The organism is Alteromonas algae, from assembly GCF_049117195.1.
Classification (GTDB): domain Bacteria; phylum Pseudomonadota; class Gammaproteobacteria; order Enterobacterales; family Alteromonadaceae; genus Alteromonas.
On sequence record NZ_CP185260.1, the window covers coordinates 841,037 to 867,097 of the forward strand.

A 26,061-nucleotide genomic window follows, 5' to 3' on the forward strand; every position below is an offset into this window, starting at 1 on the left:
TTACTCTTTATTAACGTAGTGTGTTTTTCATCTCTAATGCTTACACCATGCTGTAGCGCTCACAGGTTGCTTCGACGCGCACTATTGATGGTCAGTAAACGTAATGTTGTAAACTCCACGGTGACGACATAATTTCGGCTTGTCGCCTTTAACACACTCTTCTGTCACGTGGTTGTCGTTAGAAGAGAGGTTAACAATCATAGAACTTGTAGGTTGACTTGCGCTGCGAGTTCGTAAACAAACGCAATGTTTCCTAATAAGGTTTACTCTACCGGTGGACTTTTTTCCAATCAGGAACTGAGTTTAGTTCACACATACTGCAATGTAAACGCGTACAATTTTACATTTAATTTACATGGGGTTGTTTGTTTTAACACATAATAATTATAAGTTGTTGTTTTAAATTGATTTTATGAGTACCGCTAAAAGTAGGTATATAAATAAACCTAAAATTAACAAAAAGTTAACTTTCTGCGTGGTTAAGCGCTGGAAAGATGAAGGCCATGAGTGTGACATGTAAATGGATTGACGGCAGCAGCGCTTAAACAACAACGTCTACGCGTAGATAACGTAAGCGTGCTGAATAAATGAGCGTGTAGTACACTTGATATGGTGGAATACGTTATCAATTGTGAAACAAAAGCGCTCAAGCGTAGAGAAAAATTAATATGGTTCAAAGTTTGTCTGTGCCGCTGTTTATCACTGCTAGTATCTGCTTACTGTTAAGTGTGTTTTTTATTTTGTTGTACCATCGTTTAACGTCACGCCACGAAGAGTCAGTGAAATATTACTTTATCTTCTCTCTGGCGGCATTCGTCAGTAGTGTCTTTTTTGGTGGCTTTGCGATGCTACTCAATTCCGCTGATAACCTGTTGCAGTTAAGTATTGCCAACCGAATAACAGTGGTTGCAGCCATGTTTACCACTGTACTTAGTTTGCATTTCTACGTTTCGTTTTATCAATACAGAGCACCAACGTTTTTAAAATGGTGCTACGTGATTTGCGCTGCTTTTTCGCTACTGGCGGTGGTGCCCAACCAATATTTTCTCGCTAACACGTTTTTTGAAACTTCACAGTACTACACAGGCTTAGCATATGGCCCGCTCTTCCAATTGTGGGGGGGCTGGATTCTAGTACTTGCCGCTTACTGCATCTTCATACTTATTCGAGTGTTTACTCGTCAACGTAGAAGGCAGGGAAATAGCAAAAAAAACACCGTATTACTTCTGCTTATCGCCAATATAATATGGACAATTACCGGCGTATGCGATGCATTAACAGGTATTCAAGTTATCGACTTACCACCGTTAACCTGGATAGGTTCATTCCTCATTACCTCGTGTATTGCGTGGGTTCTTGTTTTACATATCGATAATCTGTATGAAGAGAGGCGCCTTTTGAACAACCGCCTTATGCACGACCATTTAACGCAGGCATTTTCCCGAAGTTACCTAGAAATACGCTTAAACGAAGCGGTTAATTTAATGATTAGGGGAAAACTACAGCAGGTATCAGTATGCGTATTCGACGTGGATAATTTCAAAACCATTAACGATGAATATGGGCATGCAAATGGCGACGCATTATTAGTAAAAATCACAAAAATCATTAAGGAAAATATTCGACAATCTGACTGTATTGCACGTTTAGGTGGAGACGAGTTTGTTATTTTATTCACTGATGAACAAAACAGTAATTTCGCTCCCATTATTGTGGAGCGTATACGAAAATGCATTGCTGAAACGCAGTTCGGAGAAGGGGCGCAAATGTTCAACGCGTCATGCTCGTTTGGTATTGTGAGTGTAGCACCTGACCAATTGACAATGAACGACCTAGCCAATCAAATGTTATCTAGTGCCGATGAGGCGTTGTACAGCGCTAAACATCAGGGGAAGAATGCCATCGGCATAACTACGCTTTGTGATTTATCTTAGGCGAATGTTGGCAATCTGTCTGACTGCCTTGGTTAAATCGCCTAGTGCGGCCGACTCTAACGTACTCCAGTGCCAAAAAAGCGGAACGCCAAGTTCTTTTGTTGGGAATAGCGGCACTAACTTTTTCTCTGCTACTTCCTGGGCTACCTGAAGGGTGGGTAGCAACGCCCATGCTGCACCATCAAGCGCCATCTTTACAAAACCATGTGACGAAGGAAACCAGTGACACGTGGTGAATGACGGCGCAATGTTTAAGCATTCACGCTGATAATCAGTGAGCAGTGTCACGTCGTATTCGTCATAAAGTAACCCCGGGGTATTCATCACCATGCTTGGTGTTATTTTCTCTCCAAGGTGTCGATTTATGAAGTGGGGAGACGCATACAGTTGATATTTCATTGTACCTAGTCGAACCGATTGTCCACCGGTAACAGGCGTACCTGTCTGACTGATACACGCCATTACTCGTCCTTGCTGAAGTATATCGCGGGTTTGGGTTTGGTCTGCATTTTCAATGTGCACAGGATTGGCGCGTTTTTCAGCAAACTCGGCGATAACTTGAGAGAACCATGTTGCCAATACATCGTTATTTACCGCGACGCTTATTGGCGTTGTGCCAGCTTCAATACCGCTATGAATATTGAGAGCTTCCTCTAAAACACTCACTTTTTCTATGTGGGCCAGTAACTCTTTACCTAATGGCGTAGCACGTAATGGTTTGGTTCTGATTAAAACAGGGCCTTTAACATTGTGCTCTAAACGCTTTATTTTCTGCGACACCGCCGACTGAGTAAGATTGAGGGCTTGTGCGCCTTTCTCGAAACCGCCGTAGCGCAGTACTTCGCTAAAACATTTCTATGCATCGTAATCTAGCATTCCCCCTCCTGTGAACGAATCGTTATTTATATTAATTTTGCTAATCAAAAATAAATATCATTAATTTAATTTAGTTTAAAAGTGCCGGTAAAATCAAGATCAGATTGAAGTGAAGAGTAGGAGCGGGCAGCCTATTCAATGATACATAGAGGCAATGAAATGTTAGCAGCAATGACAAGTGGCTTCGTAATGGGCGGTACGCTCATTATTGCGGTTGGCGCACAAAATAGTTTTTTAATAGAGCAGTCAATGAAGCGTCAGTGGACCTCGCTGTTTGTTCTTCTTTTTATCGTAAGTGATGCCGTTTCTATTAGTTTAGGCGCCATGGGGTTCGGGCTATTATTAAACGAGTATCCAATGCTCGTAACAGTAACCAAATGGGCAGGCGTCGCGTTTTTACTTTACATTGCTTATCGCAAAGTGAAATCGTCCATGGCAAACGATAGTCTTGTATTAGCAATGGCAAAAAAGCAATTGTCGTTTAAAAAGGCCATGCTTATAGCCTTGGCGGTGACATGGCTGAACCCGCATTTTTACCTCGATACGTTGCTATTAATGGGGAATTTAGCAAGTCAGTGGCAAGAAAATAAGTGGTGGTTTGTCGGTGGTGCAATCAGCGCTTCAGTAGTGTGGTTTGTGGGATTAAGTACATTGACGGCAAAGTTTGCGCACCATATGCAGCGTCCTAATTTCTGGCGTTGGTTTAATCGACTAAATGCAGCAATACTTGGGATGGTGAGTATTCAGTTGGCCAGTTTGTAATGCCACTCACTGCGTATTTTTAATTAGCAAAGCGAATGAATTCGACATATCGTTGAACAAACACAGATGTTGTACGTAAGTAATAACGTCGAAGTATAGCAAAAGGAATACGCAAAATGGCAAAAGTTATTAAACATTTACTGCCAGTATTGGCGATAAGCGCAAGCATAGTAGGTATGACAGGCTGTAGTGATAGCGAAGTGGGAGATGTATCGCTCGGTGTGTTTACGACCAAAGATATAAAAATTGATGCACTACAGGACCCTATTGTCACCGGTGTTACGTGCCATATCTCAAGTATTGAAGCCAATCTTGATTTTTCAGACCCTTCAGACAGCTCAATAGCGTGCAGACAAACCGGGCCTATCACCGCTGATATGCTCGCTAGCATAGATAAATCGGATTCTGGCGACGTGATTTTTAAAAAATCTAAAAGCGTCTTTTTTAAGAATATGAAGTTACGTCGAATTTACGACGAAGAAGCAAAAACGCTGATTTATTTGTCTTACAGCACAAAAGAAACGTCAGGCAGTTATAAACACAGCTTGTCGACCGTTCCGTTGTGGGAAACGATTGCGTTTGCCGGTTCACCAGTCAATAGCAACTAGCTGACTCGTTTTACATGCAAGCCCTACTTACATTGTATGTAGGGCTCTTTTCACTAGAAAAAACGTACATACGTGAGCATGGCGCTAAGTGCCATGTCATCGTCGGTAATAGGACTATCGCTGATACTATCGTCGAAAAAGGTTGCGCCAAAGTCGAGCCGAGTCATCCCCCCTAAAAACTGCTGTGTCGTAAACCCTAATCGAAGCTCGGTGTTAAGGGCACTATCTGCTTCATAAAACACACGGCTTGCGGTAGCTTCTTGTGCGGTAACGCCATAGTAATAATCAACATAATTGCTGTCTTGATAATTGACGCCTACCGACGGCTCAATAATAACCCCTTTATACCGGAATTGTTTAGCGACACGCGCAGACGCTTGGTATCCATCGAAGGTGTTAAGAATGTCAGCGTTTGCGGAAACCGTGTATACCCAGCCTTCTGCTGCATAGGAAATACTCGCCCCAGCTCCATAACTAAAGTCTCTGTCTTCCATGCCCTCAAATACAGGGCTGTCGTCCTCTTCGTATCCCGCAAAGATAGGTACAAGTTGCGCATCAATTGTTAAGCCATTCTCTTGAAAAAGTTGATAGCCAACGAATGGACCGTAAACGCGAAGTCGCTCGCCAACGTAGCCAATAATGGGAATAGGCACAATACGATTGTCAAAACCGGTGTAAACGTCTTGTGATGCCGCAACACCTACACCATATGTCCAACCTTGCGGCTGATTAGATGGTGCTTGCGCAGATGCGCCACCAGACAGTAGTGCGCTCGCTGAAAGGAGTAGCGCGGTAAATGTAAAACGTGTGTTCATAAATAATTTCCTTTTAGTCAACTACAGTCTTGATGCGCAATACGATCAATATAAAACCAATTTAACCGGGCTTCGTTGCATGCTAGTGAAGTTTGTTTTTGTTTCCCGCTAAAATATAAATACATGATTGCTTGCTACCTTCTGGTAACATTAAATAAAGTGCCGTTGATAAATGAGAACGTTTACCCAGAAAGTAAATATATCAATATAATTTTGTGGTTAACTTAAGTATTCTGATTTAATAACAATTATCAACATAAACAATGGCGAATAGGTTGGATACAAGACGGTGACGTCTGACCAACATTGGCCTTATTACATGCCAAAGACAACGATGTGGATAGAGACATTAACAACAGTGGAACGATAGAGACGTGTTAGTAGCTAATGGAAAGATGATGCAGGAAGATACTTATTTTGTCGGTATCGATGGCGGTGGAACCCACTGTCGCGCGCACATACAAGATAGTAAAGGGAATATTCTTGGTCGCGGAGACGCAGGCGCAGCCAATATTATGACTAATGCACATCAAGCCAAAGCGTCGATTATCGAGGCATGGGGGCAAGCCGCTGCTCAGGCTAACGTGTCGGTAACATCAGATAATATTGCGCTTGCCGCAGGACTGGCTGGGGCTAATGTTGAATCGGCTAAGCGTGCGTTTTTAGCATTAACGACAATATCAGACTGGCCTTTTACCTCTACAACGGTGATTAGCGATTTACATGCGGCCTGTTTAGGCGCTCATGCGGGCAAAGAAGGGGCGCTGATCATTGTGGGAACGGGTTCATCTGGTACCGTGTTTAAAAACGGGCGGTTCACTGATAAAGGGGGTTACGGATTCAATGTGGGCGATAATGCGAGCGGCGCCTGGCTGGGGCGCGAGGCGCTCAAGCATACGCTTTTAGTGTTAGACGGCCTGCAGCCTCAAAGCGTGCTTGCCACTAAATTGATGGACTATATCGGCGAAACGTCTCCCACTGAACTCGTCAGCGCCACTGCACAATTTGGGCCTCAACAATATGGCGCGATGGCGTCGCTTGTAAAGCAATCGGTCGACAATAAGTGCGCCTATGCAAACGAACTCCTCCAGCAAGGTGCACGTTATATTGATGCGTTAGCCTCGACACTCACAACGCCCTCGGCGTTACCACTTTGCATTGCGGGTGGCTTAAGTCAACTTTATTTGCCTTTCCTTAGTGCAGAGGTAAAAGCGCGTTTGGTCTCTCCTCAACACGATGCCCAATGGGGCGCGGTGTATTTCGCCCAGCAAGCGGCAACAGAGTAGCTTCACTATCACTAAGATATAGCGCTTCATGCGTGGTGCGTATGATTTTACGTAGCTTTAACAGTGTAATGTTCCGCATTACGGCAAAAACTATCGCGCGTTTGACGAAATAAATGGGCCCTGCTTGTTAGTTGATATAATAGCGGTATAAGATAGTGAAAACCTGCCTGAATCAAACGCTTGGCCAAGCAAAGCGAGATTTACAAGGACGAAAACGATTAGGAGTTCAACAATGAGTTATCGCGTTGCAGTGGCTATTTCTGGTGCCGTTTCGCTGGGGGCCTACGAAGCAGGTACGCTGTTTGAATTAGTACGTGCAATCGACGAGCATAATGCTAATGACGATAACCCTAAAATAGAAATAGATGTGCTTACCGGCGCCAGTGCCGGTGGGATGACCGCTGCATTATTTGCCCAAAAACTGCTTTTTGATGCTGAAGCGCTGGCCAGCGAGACCGATAACGTTGGTTATAAAGCGTGGGTCGAGATGGCTGATATTGAAGGTTTGCTTACTCCGTTGCCAGGCGATAATAACGCAAACTCGCTGTTGTCCAACGGATTCGTTAAACGTATTGCTGATGCGTTAATAAACAAGCGGTATGAGGGAGAGCCTGCCCCCGTTAACCGACACGCAGCCGGTGCGCGCGAAATTAAGCTTGGATTGGCTATGTCTAATCTTAACGGTGTCGATTATCAGGTCGATACGTTTAGAAATGATGTAGAAGGGCTTACCGGCGGCTTTTTTACGCAAACACGGTTTCAAGACCGTTACACCACAACGCTTAATGCGACATCTGACAACAAAGCCGTATGGGAAGATATTTCTATCGCAGCGCGCGGTTGTGGCGCGTTTCCTATTGCATTTTCGCCTGAACCTTTAAGAAGGAAATGGGATAACGACGATTACAAGGGGCGGGATGCAGTACCATTCAAACCGCGCCACTTTAGTTTTATGGATGGGGGAACATTTAATAACTATCCGCTAGGTATGGCAGTAGAGCTTGCTGATTCCATTGACTTAGGGCCCACTGACTACGAGCGGCGTTTCTATTTTTATATCTCTCCGAATCCAAAAGACAGTGCGGCAAAACCTAAATTTAATGGTAAAACTGCATCGTTTGTTGATACCACCAAACAAATGATAAATAGCGTGTTTTTACAAAGTGGCTTTCAAGAGTGGCTGCTGGAAGAACGTGTTACTAGTGCGGTGCTAAAGCTTGATGCCCAAGCTTTAAAAATAAGAGAGCAATTATATAAAACGACGTCTGCTGAAGCGAAGATAAAGCAGATAGTCATTAACTCTTTACTTGATGTGGTGTACGACGACGCAAAAGGCGACTATTTTAACGATGTGAGCCGCTTAACGCTTCAATATGGAAGCGATAATTATGAACGGGAGTTACCTGCTGATCATTTTAAATTATGGATTGATACCATTGCGCTGATTGAACACGCGGCTAACCTTGGGCTAAAAAATGCCAAAACCATATATACCATTACCGCAAAAGAAGGCGAATTGAGTGGTGAGTTATTGGGTTCATTTTTAGGTTTCTTCGATCAACGCTTTAGGCACTATGATTATGAGCGTGGGCGATTAAATGCAATGCGTACACTCAACAGTATTCTCGAGCAAGAAAATCAAAATACCATCGGAGTAAAACACTTACCCTTAAACATCCCTAAGCGCAATTATGCTGATATTCAAGCATTCTTAGATGAGTCTTCATTGAATAATGCCAGTATGGGAGATGTTAAAAAATCGAGTCGTAAAAAAGCCTTAAAGCGTATTAAGAAACGCTTTTACAGTATTTCAAAAGAGTTGGGGCTTGGGCGTTTCACGCGAGCAATGGTATGGAGCTACGGACTTAAAAAACGTATTAAGCTGATGCTTGCTTTGTATTAAGGAAAACGTGTGGTGCCAAGCGCTGTTACCACACGCCATATCCCTACAGTGTAATGGTTTGATTCGCCGTTGGAATAGTCGACGCCCATCCCTTGTCTCGAAGTGCTTGTTGTAAGCTCAATTTGGCGTCTTGCTCGCCATGGATCAAATACAGTGTTGGTCTTTTGGCGCTGAAATGGCTTATCCATTCAATAAGTTGAGTTTGGCTAGCATGGGCAGAAAAACCGCCTAAAGTATGTATTTGTGCATTAACCGCAATATTTTCGCCTGCCATTTTTATACGTTTTGCACCGTCAACTAAAATACGACCAGGCGTTCCCATTGCTTGGTAGCCGACAAAAATAATGTGGGATTGTTGCCGCCATAGATTATGTTTCAAGTGATGACGTATTCGACCGCCGTTGCACATACCGCTTCCTGCAATGATTATTGCACCTCGGTCTATTCTGTTAAGTGCCATTGACTCGTCAGTACTGACGGCATAACGAAGCGTTGGTAAAAAAGAATGAAGACTTTTCAAGTGTTGTGGTGAGCGGTCATTTGCTTGAATCGTATTTTTGTCTTCAGTGTTATAAACGTCTTGATAGCGATGGTAAATTTCGGTAACCGCAATAGCCATTGGGCTATCTAAACATATTAACTGCTGGGGAAGCTTTCCCTTTTGGTACAACTCTCCTAGGCGGAAAATAATTTCTTGGGTACGACCTACCGCAAAAGAGGGGATGAGTATATTGCCGCCGTCTTGAGACGCATCGGTAAGTACTTGCTCAAACTCATCTAAGGTTTCTTGCATAGAGCGGTGTTCACGATCGCCATAGGTTGACTCCATCAAGACGACATCGGCCTGTTTCATGTATTCTGGATCGCGTAAAAGCGCTGCTTGATTGTTTCCAAGATCACCGGAAAATACGAGTTTGCGAACGGTATCATTTTCGGTAATTACCAATTCAACAATGGATGAGCCTAAAATATGTCCTGCGTCGTGAAGCGTCACAGCGGCATCGTCACTAAGTTTGATTTTTTCATGGTAAGCCACCCCATGACATTGGCGCAGTGTTTCCTCTACGTCGTCTAGCGTATACAACGGGTCGACTTCTTTTTTTCCTGAACGCCTACGTCGTTTATTTTCCCATTCAACATCCCTTAATTGTAATGAAGCCGCATCGTTTAACATAACCTCTATTAGGTCGAGCGTAGGCAATGTCATATAAATTGGCCCTTCATATCCATGGTTTACCAGAAGGGGCAATCGGCCTGAATGATCAAGATGAGCATGAGACAAAACCACAGCATCTATGTCAGATGGGCTGAACGGCAGCGGCTTTTTGTTCGCTTTCTCTTCTTCGCGCCGTCCTTGAAACAAACCGCAATCAAGCAAAATGGTTGTAGACGCAGTTTTCAATAGGTACATTGAGCCTGTTACGCCATCAACGGCACCTAAAAAGGTAAGTGTTGCCATACATTATTCTCACAAGCTGTGAATGGTTTTTAAGGTATAGCAAAGTTTCAAATAAGAACGTTGCGTGAGATCAATACATGTAAAGAAGATCTTAGTTAAGGTGTATTACGTAGCATTAAGGCGAGTAAGTAGCGACACGCTTTAGGTTAACTAAAGGTATTTTTAATATAAATTAAAGTGAATATAGCAACATCATTTGTGTCTATATGGTAGTTTAATGTGTCATTTTTATAAGGAAGTTATTTTCTACGTGATAAAACGGTTTTCTATTCTTTCGTTGTGTTTGTTGTTTGTGCAGGCGCTCGCCGCACAACCGCGCTTCTCTATTGAGGACGTGGGGTTTCATTCAGACGACATTTATTTAACTACACGTGTGAATAACGAAAACGCCGACTATGATTCTACCGCGACAGAAACTGCCCAGCTTTTATTTGATCAACTACAGTATGACAACACCATTCTTAATGTGCCATTAGCGCGCTCACTCAATGATATTGAGAAAGGGCGGCCTGTGTGTGTTATCAATAAGATAAAATCGCAAGCAAGAGAGCAGCGTTTTCTTTATTCTTTGCCATTAAACATTTTCCAGACTCAGCGATTTTATCAGCATGCAACGCTCCCACCTATTCCTGAGCAGTTTCTTAACGATAAAGGAGAGGTCGTTAATATTGCTGAAGTCTTAAGGCAGTATGCGCATTCATCGCTAATTGTTGCTGAGAACTACTCATATGGCGATGTATTAGATGCGCAAATCCGTCAAGCTGAGCCAAACCAGATTATAAAAGTGTCGAACACCACGTTTTTTAGCCGATTCTTTACATTATTTGAAAATCAGCGTTCCGATTTTGCGCTTATTTTCCCCAGCGCCCTTTTTGGTGTTTACGGTACAAGCGTACCCATAAAGTTGAGAGATTACCCCATTGCCGGAAACCCAAGAACGGTGAGTGGCCATATTCTTTGCGAAAGGAGTGAATTTGGCAAGGAAGTGATTGAACACGTAAATGATGCAATTCGAGCCTTGTATAAACAGCCCGAGTTTGTAAGCGCTCACGTAAAGTATCTTGCTGAAAATAAAAAAGGTGAAGTGCGTAATGTCATTTTGGCGGCAATAGAGAAAACTAAGCGCTGAAGGCAAAAAAGGCACTATCATGATGTAGTGCCTTCATCGTTAGTACTTAGCGAGTAAGCGTATGCAGCATTATTATGCTTGACCGGTATGCGACAAGAATTCGTCGTAATTCCCTTCGAAATGGTTAAGCTTATTGTCCTTAATTTCAATAATTTGCGTTGCCAGTGATGACACAAACTCTCTGTCATGACTAACAAAAATAACCGTACCGTCAAATTTATAAAGCGCGTTATTCAACGCTTCAATTGATTCCATATCCATGTGGTTGGTAGGTTCATCCATCACTAACACGTTTATGTCTTGCAGCATAAGTTTGCCGAATAACAGGCGGTTTTTCTCTCCACCCGAGCACACGCTGACTTTTTTGTTAAAGTCATCAGAGCTAAACAGCAGCCTGCCTAACATGCCTTTTATGTGCAAATCATCATGCTTAGGGCTTCGCCATTGGCTCATCCACTCAAACAAGGTTAAATCGTTAGCGAAATCTTTAGCATTATCTTGAGGTATATAACCAATGGCTGCGTTCTCAGCCCACTTAATGGTACCTGCGGTAGGAGAAAGCTCGTTAACGAGGCATTTCAATAACGTGGTTTTACCCGCGCCATTTTCGCCAATAATCGCCAGTCGCTGACCTGCCTCTAAAAGCAGGTTAGCGTTATCAAACAGCGGTAGGTCTGGATAGCTATGACCTAATTCCTCAAGCGTTATTGCTAAGCGGTGTAATTTCTTGTGTTGGTTAAACACAATATAAGGTTTACGTCTGCTAGAAGCCTTAATTTCAGCCAACTCAATTTTTTCGAGTCGTTTTGCACGAGACGTTGCCTGTTTAGCTTTCGATGCATTTGCGGAGAAACGCGCAACGAAGCCCTGTAATTCTTCTATTTCGGCAGACTTTTTCGCATTTTCATTATGCAATTGCTCTTGCACTAACATAGCGGCTTCAATATAAGCATCGTAATTACCCGGGTAAATGCGTAATTCGCCGTAATCGATATCAGCCATGTGTGTACATACCGAGTTAAGAAAGTGTCTATCATGCGAAATAATAAGCATGGTTGACTTGCGTTTGTTCAACTCTTCGGCTAACCAACTGATGGTGTAGATGTCGAGGTTGTTGGTGGGTTCGTCCAACAGCAAAATGTCTGGGTTTGCAAATAAGGCTTGCGCCAGAAGGACACGTACTTTTTTACCTGGCGCTACTTCTTTCATCAAGCCAAAGTGGTAACTTTCGTCAATACTTGCGGCGATAAGAATGTCACCTGCACGAGATTCTGCGGTATACCCGTCCATTTCAGCAAACTGCGTTTCTAAGTCCGCAACGCGCATGCCATCTTCTTCGGTCATTTCAGCTTTGCTGTAAATGGCGTCGCGTTCTTGTTTAACTTCCCATAGTTCTTTGTCACCCATGATGACAGCGTCAACTACGCTCATTTCTTCAAACGCGAATTGGTCCTGACTTAAAATGCCAAGTTTGGTACCAGGAGACATGGAAACATTACCCGAGCTAGGCGTTAGTTTGCCGCTCAATATTTTCATAAACGTAGATTTACCGCATCCATTGGCACCGATGAGGCCGTAGCGGTTTCCATTACCAAATTTGGCAGAGATATTTTCAAAAAGCGGCGCAGAGCCGAATTGCATCGTGATATTAGCAGTGGTGATCAAAACAAGTTTCCAGCGGGTAAAACAGAAGAAAAGAGATGTAAGTGGCGTTGCGCACGAACATAATAAAACGCGCGCACTATAAGGAATTGCGGTCGTCATGTCGAGGGAATTTTGACCAGTAATGATAAAGAGGTCTAATAAGTAAAGCTTAACTTGTCTACTGCGCTGCCTCACGATATCTTTAAACCTAGTTAACCTGTTGTATTAGCAAACAATGGAGAGAGTATGCGCAAGCAAAGTGGTCATACATCGCTAAGTGTTAACGAGGAGATAATTTCGGTTACGCTTAGCGGCGTTTTTAACGAAAAAGAAGCGCTGAACTATAAAGCGTTGCTTCTTGATGCAATTCACACACTGCGCGGGAAACCGTTCTGTATGCTGGTAGATAATACTGGTGTAGAAGGAGGAACGCCCGAAGCCTTTGATGTGTTAGAGGATATTAACGCTTCGCTTCCAGGCTTTAGCTTAATTGCCAAAGCGTATGTATATAAAAGCGATATTGTTATGGGAATTGTTAAGCAACGCGTGTTGGCACTAAAGAAGATAAATAAGCGTAACTTTACCGATTATCAAGACGCCATGGATTGGTTAACATCTGAAATGGCGCAATATCGCCAACGCATTGGCTAAACATAACGCGAGAAGCACGACATCCTTGTCTTTGTGTACCTTAGGCTTCTTTTCGATGTAATACGCTCATCGTTTTATTGGTTTCCTTACATCGTTAACCCGTGCGACGTGTACCAACGTCCTTTGTAATAACGTTCAATGACTGCAGGTTTCTCCCAACTAAACAAGTATAGCCAGTCGTTATCTATTAGCGACTGCAGCATTTCATGTTTTGCTATTATGTCTTCGATTTTTTTATTCGGTGCAACAATATATACACTCAGGCGTTGAGGGTTATGCACCCAACGTTCTCCGTTATGAAGAGATTGTTTTGATAACCCTATTCTTAAGTCGCCGCTGTTGCCCTCAAATACACCGATGTTGTTGCCCACAGCATTGTGCAGCACTTTGTTACCACTGCCTAACTTTTCGGTGTCAGTCACTGACGCATTATATTGTGCGTTAATCCAGTGTGTGACAATCATAGGCGCGGTCATCAACGTTTCTAGTACCGAGGACGATTTGTCTGTGTGCCAGTTGTAGTCATGTAAGAAGCACTTTCCTTCTAAATCTACGCCACGGGTACGTTGCCTAGGGCCAATAATAAAAGCGGCATTTCCTGCCAAGCCCCATTCAGGCTGAACCTGCGACCAGTCGCATGCGCGTTGCTGAAAGCGCTGATCGCGCTTTTTATCAGACTCAAACTGTAACTTAGTGCTGTAATGTTTTGCTCGTTCTTTTTGCGCTTGGTGCTGCGCTTTAAGTAGCCAATTTTTTACTTTTTCCGGCACCTTGCTATCAAAACACTCAACATCGTCAGTTGTGGTGTTATGAAGTGAAGGAATAAAGCGGGTATTGCCTGGAATGTTATACCCCATGGTGGCAAGTTCTTGTCTTATCTCAGTATCGTTAAGCAATTGCGCCAAGACGCGCACATTCACCTCGCCAGATTGACCACCACATGCGCCGCAGTCTAGACCTGCTGCATGTAAGTTATTTCTCGACTTACTACCATGTCCTACTAACAACACGGTGGGCGCAAAGCGGGTCATACCCATCATTTTAAGCGCACCGGCAGCCAATGCCACTTTATCATGAAGCTGCAAAGGACCTTTTTCATTCTCTATTTGCCAGCACGCCTCATGACTTAGTGCATTAATCGGGTTTTCTTTACCCGATGGCAACCACATATTTTTCAGCAATTTAAAGGCATACCACCATCCTGCAGACTCAACCATAGAGAAACTGCCTAACGGAGATTTACTCCATTTGTGCCAGGTTGAGCGTTGTTGAATAAATTCAGTCCGATGCGCTAGGGTGTTTTTTTCAGTAACAGTAAGTTGAGGGGATAACAGGCCGGGAAGCTGTGGGCGATGCGCATCAGTGTGCGAGGGAGCGTACGCGATAGGCATTCCAAAAAAGCCTGCGAAGCCCATTGTTTTTATAGACGGGCTTTGCAATTCAAGTACACGGCGAATAACTTCAGAACGAACATCAATACAAAATACTGCTTGTACGTCAGGCTGTAATTGTGGAGATGGCGACGCGGTTGTTAAGCGAGCTTGGAGACGCTGTTGCTGCTCATGTTCAAAGGCGTACATCATTACCCAAAGCATCTTCTCCTGACGCTTAAATTGCACAATATTGTGAGATAGCTGCTGTAAGGCATGACGCCACCGCACGCTTATGTGCTTGGCAATATCTTCATGATGCGTAGTGTTATAGCGATAAGAAATAAGCTCCCAAGCAAGGCGAATAGCAAGTAAACCTTGTAACTCGTCGCTTTCTTTAAGCCATGTTCGATATGTGATGTAAGACGCCCACCCGTTTATACTCATGACAAGGGAATAGAAGTAATCCGTGGCTTTGCTGCTTTCCAATTGTAATGTTTCACTTGCTTCATTCAGCAGAGATTCAATATCTTGCGGTAGCGTTTTAAAGATGGATGTAAGCTTCTTGGTATTCATTAATACATTAATGCCAGCGTCGTGTTTCAAACCATGCAACCAACTTTTATATAAAGCATCTGCGGGAGAGCTGCCGTTGATATGCACTAGTGGTGAATCGGGTTGATAATACGCCGCGCAAAACTGACTAATTTGGAATGTACATTCGTCGGTCCAAGTCATTTCAGTGGGCAGTCGATACCCGTCAAGTAGTGTCGTTATGCTGGGCAACGTTGCGGTATTCGTTGGCATAGTAAGCTGCGTTAAGAACGTCTTTACGTCATTGGACAAGCCGTACTGCTGTAAGCTATGTGCGATCGCTGAATCTGATATTGCGCCCTCGTTATATAAATCTAACCAGTAAGTAGAGGGCATTATGGTTGAAATGCCGGTGAGCGCATGAACTCTTGCCGATACGTCTTGCATGGGCTCATTAATGAGTTTCCAAAAAGGGTTTACTGCAATCGACTTATCTAGTGGGAAGTTCGGGGCCACAAGCTCGCAGGCCTCTGTCGCTGCTCGCTTCATTTTTACTGAATTTACCGTTGGTTCGTTTAGAGAAATAACCGTCATTATAGGCTCCCAATTTTTGAAACAGTGGCTGCTCGGGTGTTATGTTTAGGTGTGTTTCGTAATGTGACCGGATAGACTTTTAAGGTGATTTTGGTAAACCACTCATCAAGGTAAAAGCCTGCGAAAAGGTATTGTTTAAACTTCTTAACTACTGCTCGCTGTGAAAAACTTTGCATTAAGTAATGCGCAACGAAAAGACAAATAAACAGCCCGCTAATCCAAACGTCCATGGCTGAAAACGGCGCGGTAGGTGAGGGTAAGCCCGACACGACGTAATGTTGAACAAGCCCTTTAACCATGGAGTAAGACGTAACAAGTGCCGCAGCAACACCAACAAAAATATAGAGTTGAGTTTGGTCTGCATGCGCGGTTCGCATTGCAAGAAATGAGGTTAGTGCCAAGCTGACTAAAACCCAGGGACTCAACGGACCTTGATAGTCGTTAAGTGTGTAAACGGCTAACACAATAAGTAGCGTTATAAATGCGGCATTGAGCCAATCAGCAAATAGGGGCGTTCGATGCGCACTAATGTCGTGTTCAAGTTCTTCATACACCGCCGAACCTGAGTTTAAAAAGGCATAAGCCTTATAAAATGAATGTGCCACGAGGTGGATAACAGCAAGGGCATAAAGGCCCATTGCACACTCAATTAACATCAACCCCATTTGTGACGATGTAGACCAAGCGAGACGTACTTTAACAGTCACCCTAGTGGTCATTATTAGCGAGCTTAAGAAAACACTTAAGCCAGCCGCAATCAGTATTATCCATTGCGCCTGGGGAACGGCAGCGATGAGCGGAGCGAAGGTTAAAAGCAGATAGCCACCTAAGTTGATCACACCTGCATGAAGCAGGGCACTTACCGGTGTGGCCGACTCTACGATATTAATTAACCAACCGTGAGCAGGTAGCTGTGCACATTTTAGTAATGCGGCAATGGCGAGCAAGCAGGTTGCATAGATGAAATACGTATGTTGCGTATGAGTAAGCAAAGATAACGCCCCAACTTTCTCTACTAGTTCGTCGATATAGAGGGTGTCAAATGCAAGAAAAAGTAGCGTAAACGCGCCTGCCATAAGCAACTCCGAAGTACGCGCAAGAAGGAATTTTTTGTGGGCGGCAACGATGGCTCGAGGTCTGTCAGGGTAGAGTAAAAGCAGGTGGTGTAGAGATAAACTGACAGAGAGCCAGCCCAGCCAAAACACAACAAAATGGTTTGCCAATATGGTGACGACAACGGCCGAGAGTGTAAGCTGCATCCAGCGCAAGAAAGTAGGGTAACATGCTTCGCCTACAAGATAGTTTCTAGAGAAGCGCATCAAAATAACGCCTATCGCGACCACCGTTAGGGTGATCAGTGCTTTTAACGGCGTTAGTGTAACTAGCATGGTGCCGGGCGCAAGGTCGGCAGCAAACGTAAAGCCGATGAGCAAAGAAAACAGAAAGAGCGACACGCTACCGAAAATAGCAATGCGCTCGACTCGTAGTTTTTGAGACTTGTTTTGTGTACGTCCTGTAAACCAAGATAGGACCGTCCAAAACAGTGGGAGCGAGACCAGTAGTAACGCGCTAGTGTGAGATGACATGCTTTACTCCTTAAAATTTTTATAGAGTAAAGCATGCTTAATAAATCAATAAAAATAGAATGAATGTCTATAAATGATAGATTTATTTTAATTGTTAAATTTTTGTTTTCATATTTATTGTTTATTATTAAATAATTAGTATTTTAAATGGTGTTAATGGTTCATATTTATATATGTTTTACTTTAGATAATTGCATTTTATTTTTTAATGCGTGCGCGCGATCATCCTTATATATTTTTTAAGGCTTATGATTTATGCAATACAACACGCAGGTTCTTCGATTCCCCAATGACATAAAGTGCGCAGCGCAGCTTATTGCTGATGGCGAATGCGTAGCTGTGAAAACGGAAACTGTATACGGCCTTGCGGCTAATGCAGCGGATGCAAATGCGGTAGCGAGGATTTTTGAGGCCAAAGCGCGTCCTGCAACCAACCCACTCATCGTTCACATTGCGAGCATTGAAGATATAAATAAGTGGGCAAAAGAGGTGCCAGATGTCGCATTCACACTTGCTGAACGCTTTTGGCCTGGCCCTTTATCGTTGCTGCTTAAAAAGCAACGTTGGGTACCAGACAGTGTAACAGGTGGGCAAGATTCAATTGTTCTGCGTATGCCCGCAAGTGAGGACTTTTTGTCGCTTATTAAGGAAACTGGGTTAGGGTTAGCGGCGCCGTCGGCAAACAAATATAAGTTTATCAGTCCGACATCGGCGCAGCATGTGCTTACCTCACTTGATGGGCGTATTGCAGCGGTTATCGATGGTGGACAAGCTGAAGTGGGCATTGAGTCAACAATCGTTGATGTAACCGGCTCATCGATTTCAATATTGCGACCAGGTCCAATTAATGATGAGCAGCTGTCTTACACGTTGGGGCTTAACGTTAGCTATTCAGAAAAGGCAGGCGTTACTGTACCTGGAAGTGTTAAGCAGCACTATCAGCCTGTCACGCCAGTTGCTTTGCAATCGACCGACGCAATAATTGAATATTTTAGACACTCTCATTCGCCGCTAACGCCACCCACCAATAAGCGTGTTGGTTTTATAACCCACTCTGAAATTGCGCGAGAAAACAGTGTGCTCGATGCGTCTTGTATTACGTTGGGAGATTCACCAGAACAGTATGCTGCACAATTGTATGCCGCGCTACATACGTTGGATGAACAAGGGCTCAGTAGAATTATCATAGAGTCGCTGCCAGATACTGATTCATGGCATGCTATAAACAACCGCGTTCGTCGTATCGTAGCGTAACCACATATACGGTGAGGTAATTCACTAGGCGCTTACTATTCGTTGCTCAATGCCACATCGCTTGTGTTTTTGACATTTTCAATCAGTTGCTGAAGTTGAGGGTTAACGCGTTTACGAGATAACGTAACGGCATAAAAGTGTTCGTATGCATTGGGCAAGCTTTGTTGAATATGCAGCAGTTCATTAGCAATCTCATCGCGTATAACAACCGCAGGCATAACTGAAAACGCGCCGCTATCGCGTGCCAGCAGTCGAAGCATTGCCATATCATTGGTTTCTGCTTTTATCTTCGGCGTATATTGGTGTTTAGCACAAGCAATACTGAAGGCTGAGCGTATTTCACTGTTGACGGCGGGAAGTACCCAAGACACATCATTATAGCTTTGCGGAAAAGAGCGTCCTCGTCGAGGTTTTAATGGGCCCACAATTTCTATTGCTTGACGAGAGATGAGTTCGCTATGCCAAATGGCATTTTGTTGCCCCAGTTCCACATTATGGTTTGTCAAAATGACATCAAATTTAAGGTTAGATAACCCGTCTAGTAAAAATTGAAGGCTACCCGTTTGTAATGAGAATGTGGCGAATTTGTCGTTAAGCAGTGGAAGCGTAAATGTCTCGACAAAATTTCGCGATAAGTTCGATAGCACACCAATAGATACGTGACGGAGTTGTTTAGGGAGGCCTTTACTGATCAGCGATTCAAGTTCTTCCCCTTTTGAAAAAATCTCATCGGCATAGCTGAGAACTTGTTTCCCTTCGGGAGTGAGAATAAGCGAGCGTCCATGTCGTGTAAGTAGTTCTACGCCAAGGTTTTGCTGAAACTGTTTTAATTGCGCTGAAATTGCAGATTGCGATAGGTGAATTTCGTTCGCTACTTGGGTTAAATTACCGGTATTAGCGACTCGCCAAAAATAATATAAATGATGGTAATTCATTCTCGACAAGCCAATTCTCCTCGGCAGATATTAAAAGCATTCGGGCTTAGGGATTGCAAAGCTGGCAATATTGTTGGCTAGCCAACATCGATACCGGTTCTTCTCGCTGATACTGACAACAATCGCAGGTTGTTATTCTACGCTTAACTTGATGCGTAGGAAAACCGCAATATTCACACGGTAACCCCTCTATTGTTTGGTTTACAACAAAGTTTGGCGTATCGCAGGCCGGACACGTAGCATTAAAGCGTTTGATGAGGTCGTCCGCTGCTTGCTTAATAATTTCCTGCCGTTCTACGCAATAACACGCGCGATAGTCTGGCATTAACGTGAACGGGAAGGATACTCGCGAATGCGCAAGAAGGTGTTGTACATCGTCAAGTGACAGACCTTTTTCAACCCCCGAGGGCAAGGCTATCATCCAACGTTGCTCCGGTGATGACTGAGCGGTTTCGATTAACTGCGCGGCGTGATTAATGTCGGCAGTGTTAACGGATATAGGGCCTTGTGCAAAGGCATGGATAGTGTGGTCGCTTTCTGCGTCATACAAACATAGCACTTCTTCACACCAGTTAACGATGCCAGCGTAAGGCCCTTGGCCGAATGTTCCCTCGCTGCCTATGCCGAACTGCGTATCGTTTAGTTTAGTGGCAACCTTCGCTTTGTGCGCCGCAGCATCAAGAGGAGAGAGCGTGCGAGCTATTTCCATGTCAAAGGTTCCCAGCGAGTCGGTATCAAATGACGTGTCTTCCACAACGTCTAAACCAATACGCTTGAGCTGAGAAGCAATAAGTGCCCCTTTTTCATGTTTCGTGCAAATAACAGCTTTTTTCATGTCAAGTACGCTAGCAAGAATGTGGTTAACGGTTAAGGTGCTGTTATAAGTAATGCTTGCGTAATTATCAAGCTATACCGCGTATGCAAAAATCAGTGGCGTAGGTTTTGCATCTTTCATTAGGTTTGCAGCGTATTAAAGGTAACGAATGATGGACATTCCCGCAGAACTACAGAGCGATAGAGCCCTGACCATAGCCGGCCTTTTTGCGTTCGTTATTGTGCTGTTTGCTATAAAACGCTTTATTTTGGTGCGTTTAAAAGAAAAAGCCCGCTCTGAAACAAGCAGTATGTCTAGCATGTATCGTGTGTTGGTGTTGTCGCTCAATACACCATTGACGTTCGTCATCATTTTGCTTGTTCTGATGCTAGCGAGAAGTTTACTTGCCCTGTTGGGCATTGAAAACGAGCAGATACCTAAGGCAATCGACGCCGCGGTGAAGGCGGGTGTCATTATCACCGTGTTTTTGTTCTTAGAGCGCTTTTTTAGTTATACGCTGGCCCGATATAAAAATCAGTCTACTTTGATAAAAAATACAAGCGCTATTGCCGGTGGCGCTGCTCGCGCAATATTGGCAACGCTGGCCGTACTTATTATTCTAAGCACGATGGGGGTGTCAATAACGCCGGTTATTGCATCTTTGGGTATTACATCGTTAGCGGTTGCGCTGGCACTTCAGCCTACGTTAGAAAACTTTTTCTCGGGTATTCAGTTGGTTATGGATAAACCTATTCGAATAGGCGACTACATCGAACTTGACTCGGGAGAGCAAGGGTTTGTCGAAAAAATTGGATGGCGGTCTACCTGGATACGCATGCTGCCTAACAATATTGTTATTATGCCTAACAGCAAGTTGTCGAATTCAAAATTGATCAATTATTACTACCCAGAACGAGAGTTATCGGTACCGGTTGAAGTAGGCGTGCACTACCAATCAGACTTAGACTTAGTTGAACGAGTCTGTTTAGAGGTCGCAGAGGATATTCTTACACATCATGAATATGGTGTAGACACCTACCAACCCTTTGTTATTTTTCACACCTTCGATAATTCAAGTATTAACCTGACAATCATGTTGCGTACACGCGAATACTTTAACCGTTTCTTTATAAAAAGCGCGTTTATTAAACAGCTTAAAAAGCGGTTTGATGAAGAAGGTATTGTTATTCCTTTTCCTATTACGGCGCTTAATATTGATCAGGAGCAGGTAGCCACTTTGCTCGGTTCGCAACGACAATCGAAATAATGCGTAAGAAATGAATAGCAAAGTGGTAGGTTAAATGTACGTAATTCAGCTATATAATTGTTCGTTTTAGGGGTAGTCTACCTACCATTAATCAACCGCATGTGGACAAAGCGTGAACATAAAGCAACTAATACAGTCTTTTCTATTAGTGTGCAGTGCTTCATTACTTGTTGGGCATAGCCCCATAGCGACTGCCGTTGACAACCCCAATTCACCTTTTACGATACAGCCAGAAAGCTCACTTCAGTTAACCGGCAGCACTACTCGAAAACGTTTCTTCCTAAAAATCTATCGCATAAGCCACTATATGGAATGGCCTGCCAATCGTGATGTCGACGCTAACACATTGTTTTCGTTAATAACGTCTGGCAGTGTAGAACAAAGGATAGAGCTTGTTTTTCTTCGCAGCGTGTCACGTAAACAATTAGAAAATGCGTTAATAAAGGGCGTGAAACGTAACAACCCTGGGCGCGATTTAACTGACATAGAAACTAAGATTAAAACGCTATCAAGCGGCTTTGACAAAAACGTAGAGGCACAAACACATTTGGTGCTGGCGCGCTCTGCATCAGACGTGCTGACCGTCTATTTTAATGATGAAAAAATTGTAGCGTCGAACAATAAAACGTTCAATGAATCGCTATGGTCTATATGGTTTGGTGACAAACCAACAGTAGATAAAAACGAATTAATAGAAAACTACCGCAACGCTAACGGATAAAGAGGAACCGAATGAAGGTTTATAAAGGCAGTACTCAGTCAGGTAGGTTCTTAATACCCTTTCGTATTTATGGCGACAAGCCGCATACCATTATATGTATAAGTGGCGCAAAACAAACGATGGCGGTGTGGCGTAGTTTTGTGAAGCGCTTTGTTCCATCGTTTTCTGTTGTTGTATTTGATTTACCTGGCACTGGACGAGCCGAAATACTGTCGGGCGACCCTCAGGTAACATTCGAAGAGCAGCAACAGGTTTTACTCGACGTTATCGCGGCCACCACATCTGGCGATACGGTTAGCTTAGCGGCAGCATCGTGGGGCACTATTCTAGCGGCTTATATCGCAGCAAAGCACCCTGAAAAAATTGAAAAAATGATTTTAGGGAGCTTCGGTGTATCGACTAACGATACTATTTTAGCGCTCATACACCGTGGGCAAGCACTGTTTAAATCGGGTGATGTGGATAATATTGCGCCGCTAATGATAGAAACGTTTGGCCAGTTTATTCCCGCGTCTCAAAAGCAGCAAATGATACAACAGTTCTCTACCATGGATGAGAAAGAGCTACTGAACTTTTATGAACACTGCGAGTTTGTGAAAAACAGTCGAGATATAAGTAAGCTCATTAATTTGCAAGAGATAACCGCAAAGACACTCGTTATATGCGGAGAGCACGATACTATTCTTGATCATGAGGGCATTCGCGCTGCGGTAAGCAAGATACCAGACTGTGTTTATGAGTTAGTGCCCGATGCTGGCCACTTTTTACATTGGGAAAGACCGTCAATACTAGATACCTACAGCCAGTTCCTGCATTCATAGTGCGACTGGTACAACGCTAGAGAGTGAACTGAATTTGAAACCGCAACTAAAGATGCTCAACATCATGTTGCATAAAAAGTAGAGAAAGCATAGAAGAAAAATGGTGGCCCAACCCTGACTTGAACAGGGGACCTGCCGATTATGAGTCGGATGCTCTAACCAACTGAGCTATTGGGCCACACTTTGAAGACGCTTTTTGCTTTGTTAGTGATAACAACCAAAAGCGAGCGCAAGTATAAGCAGTTTTTTTTGCCTTGTCACGCCTCGCTGATGGCTTTATGGTGTGATTGCTTTATTTTTGTTCAGTAGAGCGGTTGTCTGCCTTTTCTTTGTACTTTTGCCTGCCTTCGTAATGCAATAGCAACTACCATACTGAACAGCGCCCATAGCGTATTGCTACCGCCGCCAGATGAGTCGTTATTTTGTGGTGGGGTAGGTAATACGATAGGGTCTGGGGTTTCCTCTGGTGCAGCTTGTACCTCTACTGTCACGGTGTCGGAACTTCTAACGCCAAATTCATCGGTTGCACTTAGCGAAAATATCAGCGTTGTCGCCTCATTAGGCGCGGTAAAGCGAGCAGTGAACGCACCTGAATTTCGTATTTCAACCTCAGTACCACTGGTTTGCTCCCACAGTATACTAACTAAATTTCCCTCCGGATCGGATGCACTTCCTACCAAAGACTGCGTTGCTCGTGTGTTTACTGTTGTATCTTCACCCGCGTTAACGATAGGGGCCTGATTAGACTCGTCATCTTTAATATTGATGACTGTCGTGGTGAAGTTCCCTAGTAAGTCGGAGTTCTCTGCCGATAACTCAATAGTAAAGGACTCTTGCGTCTCGCCGTCGGTATCATCAATCAGTTCTGCGGTAATTGTTTTCGGGGCGGTGTCTTCATCGAGCCATGTCAAGGTGCCTGATTGCGCAATGAAGTCTTCTCCAGCCATTGCTGTATCAGACACTAATGCATAGTTGATAGTCAAAGTGCCATCATCCCCCCCTTGACGGGATACATTCACACTCACAGAACCCGAGGGCTCGAGAGCGGTTAACGTTTGTACACCTAATTCTGCCACACCTGGTTGCACTTCCCCGCTTATCGCAATAAGCGCATAACCTTTGCCTGGCGTAATGCCTAAACCTTTTGCATTAAAAAGCCTTACGAAAAACTTTTCTGTGGTCTCGCCAGCTTCATTATTACCAATGGCCAATGAAATGGTTTGAGGGGCCGTGTCGTTTGCCCCCCAAATTAACTGCCCGCTGCTTAGCGCAACGTCATTGTCGTCAGTGGCGCCAGCAATAATCTCATAGCTTACTTCTGCCGCCGCATCGCCTTGCTTGTTTACGGTAAGGGTTACTGCGCTATCCGCTTCGGTAACAATTTGAGTAACGTCAAAACCAACCTGTGGTTTGTTGCTTAACGTCTCGTCTTTTAATACATACAAACCACCTTGGATATCACTGACTAAAATGTTACCGCTAGGCAAGAAAGGGTATACCCCCCATGCGCCATTGAAATTAGATGTATTAAATGCCGGATACGTGTCAAAAAAGCCGGCTTCAACAGGCGCTGTCGGATCTGAAATATCTAAAATAGTAAGGCCGCGTTCGTAATTAGACATGTAGTAACGATCGCCACGAACATAGCCGTTATGATCGACCGTGGCATTATCACTTACCCAAATAGAAACAAGTTGGGGCGTGGTGAGCGACGACACATCAAACACCATAACCCGTGTATTGAGCGACGAGTTACGTTCATCAAGTTCGTCATGAACAAACGTGTATTGCATATCTTCGCTGTACCAACCGCTGTGCGTATAAGCGCTATCAACGTAACCGGCACTACTTAGTTCAGTAACGCTGCTTGGGTTAGTATGATCCCACAAGCGCATTGTACCTTCGTTAAAATCGAGTATAACGGTACAGCCCGATGCGTTCGCATTAACGCAATCGGTTTGCGCGCGGCTATCGGTTACAAGCATTGATGATGCATCATGCGTGTAATCACTTCTTGTTAGTCCAGAGGGAATATAAGTAGCTAACGGCAGTTGAGGCGTAGCTAAACTGTAAGAGCGAAATGCCCCACCATTGGTATTTTGCCCCGTAATGTGTATTTGCGGCGTCGCCATATTTAATGAGGTATTGAACGCATAATCTACGTTTGAAATATAAATGTTGTGCGCTGAGTTATCATCGGTGATCCGAGTTACCAGAGAGACTTCATTGGGTAAATTATTCAAGTCAATAACCGAAAAACCTTCAGAAACACTATCGGCGGTAGAATAAGCATAAGCACGCCATCTTTTTGCAGTGTCATCGAAATACTGAAATACTTTTATATCGCGCCATACTGTGGATTGCCCCGTTATTTCACCGACAACTACAGGGTTTGAGGCGTCTGACACATCTACTACGGCCACGCTTCGCTGCATGCCGATAATTGCGTACTCCTTATTAGTATTTAAATCTACGTGGCCCCAAATATCGTTGGCTTCTGATGAGAGGGAAGACAGCGCGCTGACCGGAACATGTGATAGCAGGGATATGCCTTTACAAGGGTATTCACCTGCCATTCCATCGTTGCATGGTAGGTTTGTAGATATGCGTTGAGATAATGTGCGATGTTCTTTTTTATCGACAGTATCTAGACTACGGGTACCTTTAGCATCAACAATCACATCAAAGCCGTTGTCATAAAGGTCAGAGGTTAAGTCAACCGGCACATTGACAAGTGTCGTTTTATGCACGCTAGGGTTTTGTATTTGAAAATGATCTATACGACTAAACCCACCGACAACTGGCATTAGCGCATCATTTAGTACCTGCGCATCAGTAGGATTCTTGAACAAGTAGGTTCCCGCGGCGACAAGAACGCTATCTCCCTTATTGGCTTGCATAGCCGCAAAGCGTATTGTTGCGCACGGTCTAAAGCGATTATCGCAACGTCCGACATCTTCACCGTCTTCGGCGACAAATCGAGCCTTGTCATGCTCAGCATGAGCAAGTACATCTTGACTCGAGAATGCGAGAAGCAGCACTATTAGGGTAAGTTTTTTGAGTATCATCGTCTCGTCCTTGTAAAGCGTTGCTCAAAA

General features: G+C 43.9%; 20 protein-coding genes and 1 tRNA gene. 11 read left to right on the forward strand and 10 right to left on the reverse strand.

What is annotated here, in order from left to right:
* The first annotated feature begins 668 nt into the window (after positions 1-668).
* On the forward strand, positions 669-1,934 hold the full coding sequence (locus ACOJRU_RS03735) for a diguanylate cyclase (RefSeq protein ID WP_421133713.1): 1,266 nt from the start codon (positions 669-671) through the stop codon (positions 1,932-1,934).
* On the opposite strand, the gene ACOJRU_RS03740 is transcribed toward ACOJRU_RS03735, so the two are convergent.
* Entirely contained in the window at positions 1,926-2,771 is an 846-nt protein-coding gene (locus tag ACOJRU_RS03740) for an ArgP/LysG family DNA-binding transcriptional regulator (protein WP_421134710.1), read from the reverse strand. The genes ACOJRU_RS03735 and ACOJRU_RS03740 overlap by 9 nt on opposite strands.
* A gap of 198 nt (positions 2,772-2,969) precedes the next feature.
* Between ACOJRU_RS03740 and ACOJRU_RS03745 the strand changes: the two genes are divergently transcribed.
* Positions 2,970-3,572, forward strand: coding sequence for a LysE/ArgO family amino acid transporter (locus ACOJRU_RS03745; protein ID WP_421133714.1), 603 nt, complete (start codon positions 2,970-2,972; stop codon positions 3,570-3,572).
* A gap of 116 nt (positions 3,573-3,688) precedes the next feature.
* A complete protein-coding gene (locus ACOJRU_RS03750) occupies positions 3,689-4,180 on the forward strand; it encodes a CreA family protein (protein WP_421133715.1) in 492 nt (163 codons plus the stop codon).
* Between the two features lie 53 nt (positions 4,181-4,233).
* Here ACOJRU_RS03750 and ACOJRU_RS03755 read toward each other — a convergent pair whose 3' ends face one another.
* Positions 4,234-4,995 (reverse strand): MipA/OmpV family protein, encoded by a 762-nt coding sequence (locus ACOJRU_RS03755; RefSeq protein WP_421133716.1) that lies wholly within the window; start codon positions 4,993-4,995, stop codon positions 4,234-4,236.
* Positions 4,996-5,369: 374 nt separating this feature from the next.
* Between ACOJRU_RS03755 and ACOJRU_RS03760 the strand changes: the two genes are divergently transcribed.
* Together ACOJRU_RS03760 and ACOJRU_RS03765 are read left to right on the forward strand one after the other, a co-directional pair.
* Positions 5,370-6,281 (forward strand): BadF/BadG/BcrA/BcrD ATPase family protein, encoded by a 912-nt coding sequence (locus ACOJRU_RS03760; protein ID WP_421133717.1) that lies wholly within the window; start codon positions 5,370-5,372, stop codon positions 6,279-6,281.
* A gap of 232 nt (positions 6,282-6,513) precedes the next feature.
* On the forward strand, positions 6,514-8,184 hold the full coding sequence (locus tag ACOJRU_RS03765; protein ID WP_421133718.1) for a patatin-like phospholipase family protein: 1,671 nt from the start codon (positions 6,514-6,516) through the stop codon (positions 8,182-8,184).
* Positions 8,185-8,227: 43 nt separating this feature from the next.
* Here ACOJRU_RS03765 and ACOJRU_RS03770 read toward each other — a convergent pair whose 3' ends face one another.
* Positions 8,228-9,643, reverse strand: a complete 1,416-nt coding sequence (locus tag ACOJRU_RS03770; protein WP_421133719.1) for an MBL fold metallo-hydrolase RNA specificity domain-containing protein — start codon at positions 9,641-9,643, stop codon at positions 8,228-8,230.
* Between the two features lie 250 nt (positions 9,644-9,893).
* Here ACOJRU_RS03770 and ACOJRU_RS03775 point away from each other — a divergent pair, with 250 nt between their 5' ends.
* Positions 9,894-10,772, forward strand: coding sequence for a hypothetical protein (locus ACOJRU_RS03775; protein ID WP_421133720.1), 879 nt, complete (start codon positions 9,894-9,896; stop codon positions 10,770-10,772).
* Positions 10,773-10,844: 72 nt separating this feature from the next.
* Here ACOJRU_RS03775 and ACOJRU_RS03780 read toward each other — a convergent pair whose 3' ends face one another.
* Positions 10,845-12,437 carry an ABC-F family ATPase gene (locus ACOJRU_RS03780; RefSeq protein ID WP_421133721.1) on the reverse strand — a complete coding sequence of 531 codons (1,593 nt, stop codon included), beginning with the start codon at positions 12,435-12,437 and terminating at the stop codon, positions 10,845-10,847.
* A 225-nt stretch (positions 12,438-12,662) separates the two neighbouring features.
* On the opposite strand from ACOJRU_RS03780, the gene ACOJRU_RS03785 reads away from it, so the two are divergent.
* A complete protein-coding gene (locus ACOJRU_RS03785) occupies positions 12,663-13,067 on the forward strand; it encodes a hypothetical protein (RefSeq protein ID WP_421133722.1) in 405 nt (134 codons plus the stop codon).
* Between the two features lie 86 nt (positions 13,068-13,153).
* Here the strand turns inward: ACOJRU_RS03785 and ACOJRU_RS03790 are convergent, their stop codons facing one another.
* Both ACOJRU_RS03790 and ACOJRU_RS03795 read right to left on the reverse strand, forming a co-directional pair.
* The gene (locus tag ACOJRU_RS03790; protein ID WP_421133723.1) at positions 13,154-15,565 is read right to left on the reverse strand and encodes a YbcC family protein; all 2,412 of its coding nucleotides are present in this window, start codon (positions 15,563-15,565) and stop codon (positions 13,154-13,156) included.
* On the reverse strand, positions 15,565-17,151 hold the full coding sequence (locus ACOJRU_RS03795) for an NADH-quinone oxidoreductase subunit L (RefSeq protein WP_421133724.1): 1,587 nt from the start codon (positions 17,149-17,151) through the stop codon (positions 15,565-15,567). Before ACOJRU_RS03795 ends, ACOJRU_RS03790 begins: the two co-directional genes overlap by 1 nt.
* Before the next feature lie 255 nt (positions 17,152-17,406).
* Between ACOJRU_RS03795 and ACOJRU_RS03800 the strand changes: the two genes are divergently transcribed.
* Positions 17,407-18,405 (forward strand): L-threonylcarbamoyladenylate synthase, encoded by a 999-nt coding sequence (locus ACOJRU_RS03800; protein ID WP_421133725.1) that lies wholly within the window; start codon positions 17,407-17,409, stop codon positions 18,403-18,405.
* A 35-nt stretch (positions 18,406-18,440) separates the two neighbouring features.
* Here ACOJRU_RS03800 and ACOJRU_RS03805 read toward each other — a convergent pair whose 3' ends face one another.
* On the reverse strand, positions 18,441-19,340 hold the full coding sequence (locus ACOJRU_RS03805; RefSeq protein ID WP_421134711.1) for a LysR family transcriptional regulator: 900 nt from the start codon (positions 19,338-19,340) through the stop codon (positions 18,441-18,443).
* A gap of 46 nt (positions 19,341-19,386) precedes the next feature.
* Complete coding sequence (locus tag ACOJRU_RS03810) at positions 19,387-20,175, reverse strand: DUF6671 family protein (RefSeq protein WP_421133726.1); 789 nt, start codon at positions 20,173-20,175, stop codon at positions 19,387-19,389.
* Positions 20,176-20,326: 151 nt separating this feature from the next.
* Between ACOJRU_RS03810 and ACOJRU_RS03815 the strand changes: the two genes are divergently transcribed.
* The 3 genes from ACOJRU_RS03815 to ACOJRU_RS03825 all read left to right on the forward strand — a co-directional run bounded on the left by ACOJRU_RS03815 (position 20,327) and on the right by ACOJRU_RS03825 (position 22,963).
* On the forward strand, positions 20,327-21,421 hold the full coding sequence (locus tag ACOJRU_RS03815) for a mechanosensitive ion channel family protein (RefSeq protein WP_421134712.1): 1,095 nt from the start codon (positions 20,327-20,329) through the stop codon (positions 21,419-21,421).
* Between the two features lie 112 nt (positions 21,422-21,533).
* Complete coding sequence (locus tag ACOJRU_RS03820) at positions 21,534-22,142, forward strand: chalcone isomerase family protein (protein ID WP_421133727.1); 609 nt, start codon at positions 21,534-21,536, stop codon at positions 22,140-22,142.
* An 11-nt stretch (positions 22,143-22,153) separates the two neighbouring features.
* Entirely contained in the window at positions 22,154-22,963 is an 810-nt protein-coding gene (locus ACOJRU_RS03825) for an alpha/beta fold hydrolase (protein WP_421133728.1), read from the forward strand.
* 101 nt (positions 22,964-23,064) lie between these two features.
* Here ACOJRU_RS03825 and ACOJRU_RS03830 read toward each other — a convergent pair.
* Positions 23,065-23,141 (reverse strand) — tRNA-Ile (locus tag ACOJRU_RS03830).
* Between the two features lie 124 nt (positions 23,142-23,265).
* Positions 23,266-26,031, reverse strand: coding sequence for a choice-of-anchor B family protein (locus tag ACOJRU_RS03835; RefSeq protein WP_421133729.1), 2,766 nt, complete (start codon positions 26,029-26,031; stop codon positions 23,266-23,268).
* Positions 26,032-26,061 lie beyond the last annotated feature (30 nt).

Bases quoted from the DNA above. Each gene is read 5' to 3' on its own strand.
- ACOJRU_RS03745 (WP_421133714.1), top strand. From the start codon at position 2,970: ATGTTAGCAGCAATGACAAGTGGCTTCGTAATGGGCGGTACGCTCATT.
- ACOJRU_RS03825 (WP_421133728.1), top strand. From the start codon at position 22,154: ATGAAGGTTTATAAAGGCAGTACTCAGTCAGGTAGGTTCTTAATACCC.
- ACOJRU_RS03795 (WP_421133724.1), bottom strand. From the start codon at position 17,151: ATGTCATCTCACACTAGCGCGTTACTACTGGTCTCGCTCCCACTGTTT.
- ACOJRU_RS03815 (WP_421134712.1), top strand. From the start codon at position 20,327: ATGGACATTCCCGCAGAACTACAGAGCGATAGAGCCCTGACCATAGCC.
- ACOJRU_RS03800 (WP_421133725.1), top strand. From the start codon at position 17,407: ATGCAATACAACACGCAGGTTCTTCGATTCCCCAATGACATAAAGTGC.
- ACOJRU_RS03785 (WP_421133722.1), top strand. From the start codon at position 12,663: ATGCGCAAGCAAAGTGGTCATACATCGCTAAGTGTTAACGAGGAGATA.
- ACOJRU_RS03755 (WP_421133716.1), bottom strand. From the start codon at position 4,995: ATGAACACACGTTTTACATTTACCGCGCTACTCCTTTCAGCGAGCGCA.
- ACOJRU_RS03805 (WP_421134711.1), bottom strand. From the start codon at position 19,340: ATGAATTACCATCATTTATATTATTTTTGGCGAGTCGCTAATACCGGT.
- ACOJRU_RS03810 (WP_421133726.1), bottom strand. From the start codon at position 20,175: ATGAAAAAAGCTGTTATTTGCACGAAACATGAAAAAGGGGCACTTATT.
- ACOJRU_RS03835 (WP_421133729.1), bottom strand. From the start codon at position 26,031: ATGATACTCAAAAAACTTACCCTAATAGTGCTGCTTCTCGCATTCTCG.
- ACOJRU_RS03735 (WP_421133713.1), top strand. From the start codon at position 669: ATGGTTCAAAGTTTGTCTGTGCCGCTGTTTATCACTGCTAGTATCTGC.
- ACOJRU_RS03765 (WP_421133718.1), top strand. From the start codon at position 6,514: ATGAGTTATCGCGTTGCAGTGGCTATTTCTGGTGCCGTTTCGCTGGGG.
- ACOJRU_RS03770 (WP_421133719.1), bottom strand. From the start codon at position 9,643: ATGGCAACACTTACCTTTTTAGGTGCCGTTGATGGCGTAACAGGCTCA.
- ACOJRU_RS03750 (WP_421133715.1), top strand. From the start codon at position 3,689: ATGGCAAAAGTTATTAAACATTTACTGCCAGTATTGGCGATAAGCGCA.
- ACOJRU_RS03790 (WP_421133723.1), bottom strand. From the start codon at position 15,565: ATGACGGTTATTTCTCTAAACGAACCAACGGTAAATTCAGTAAAAATG.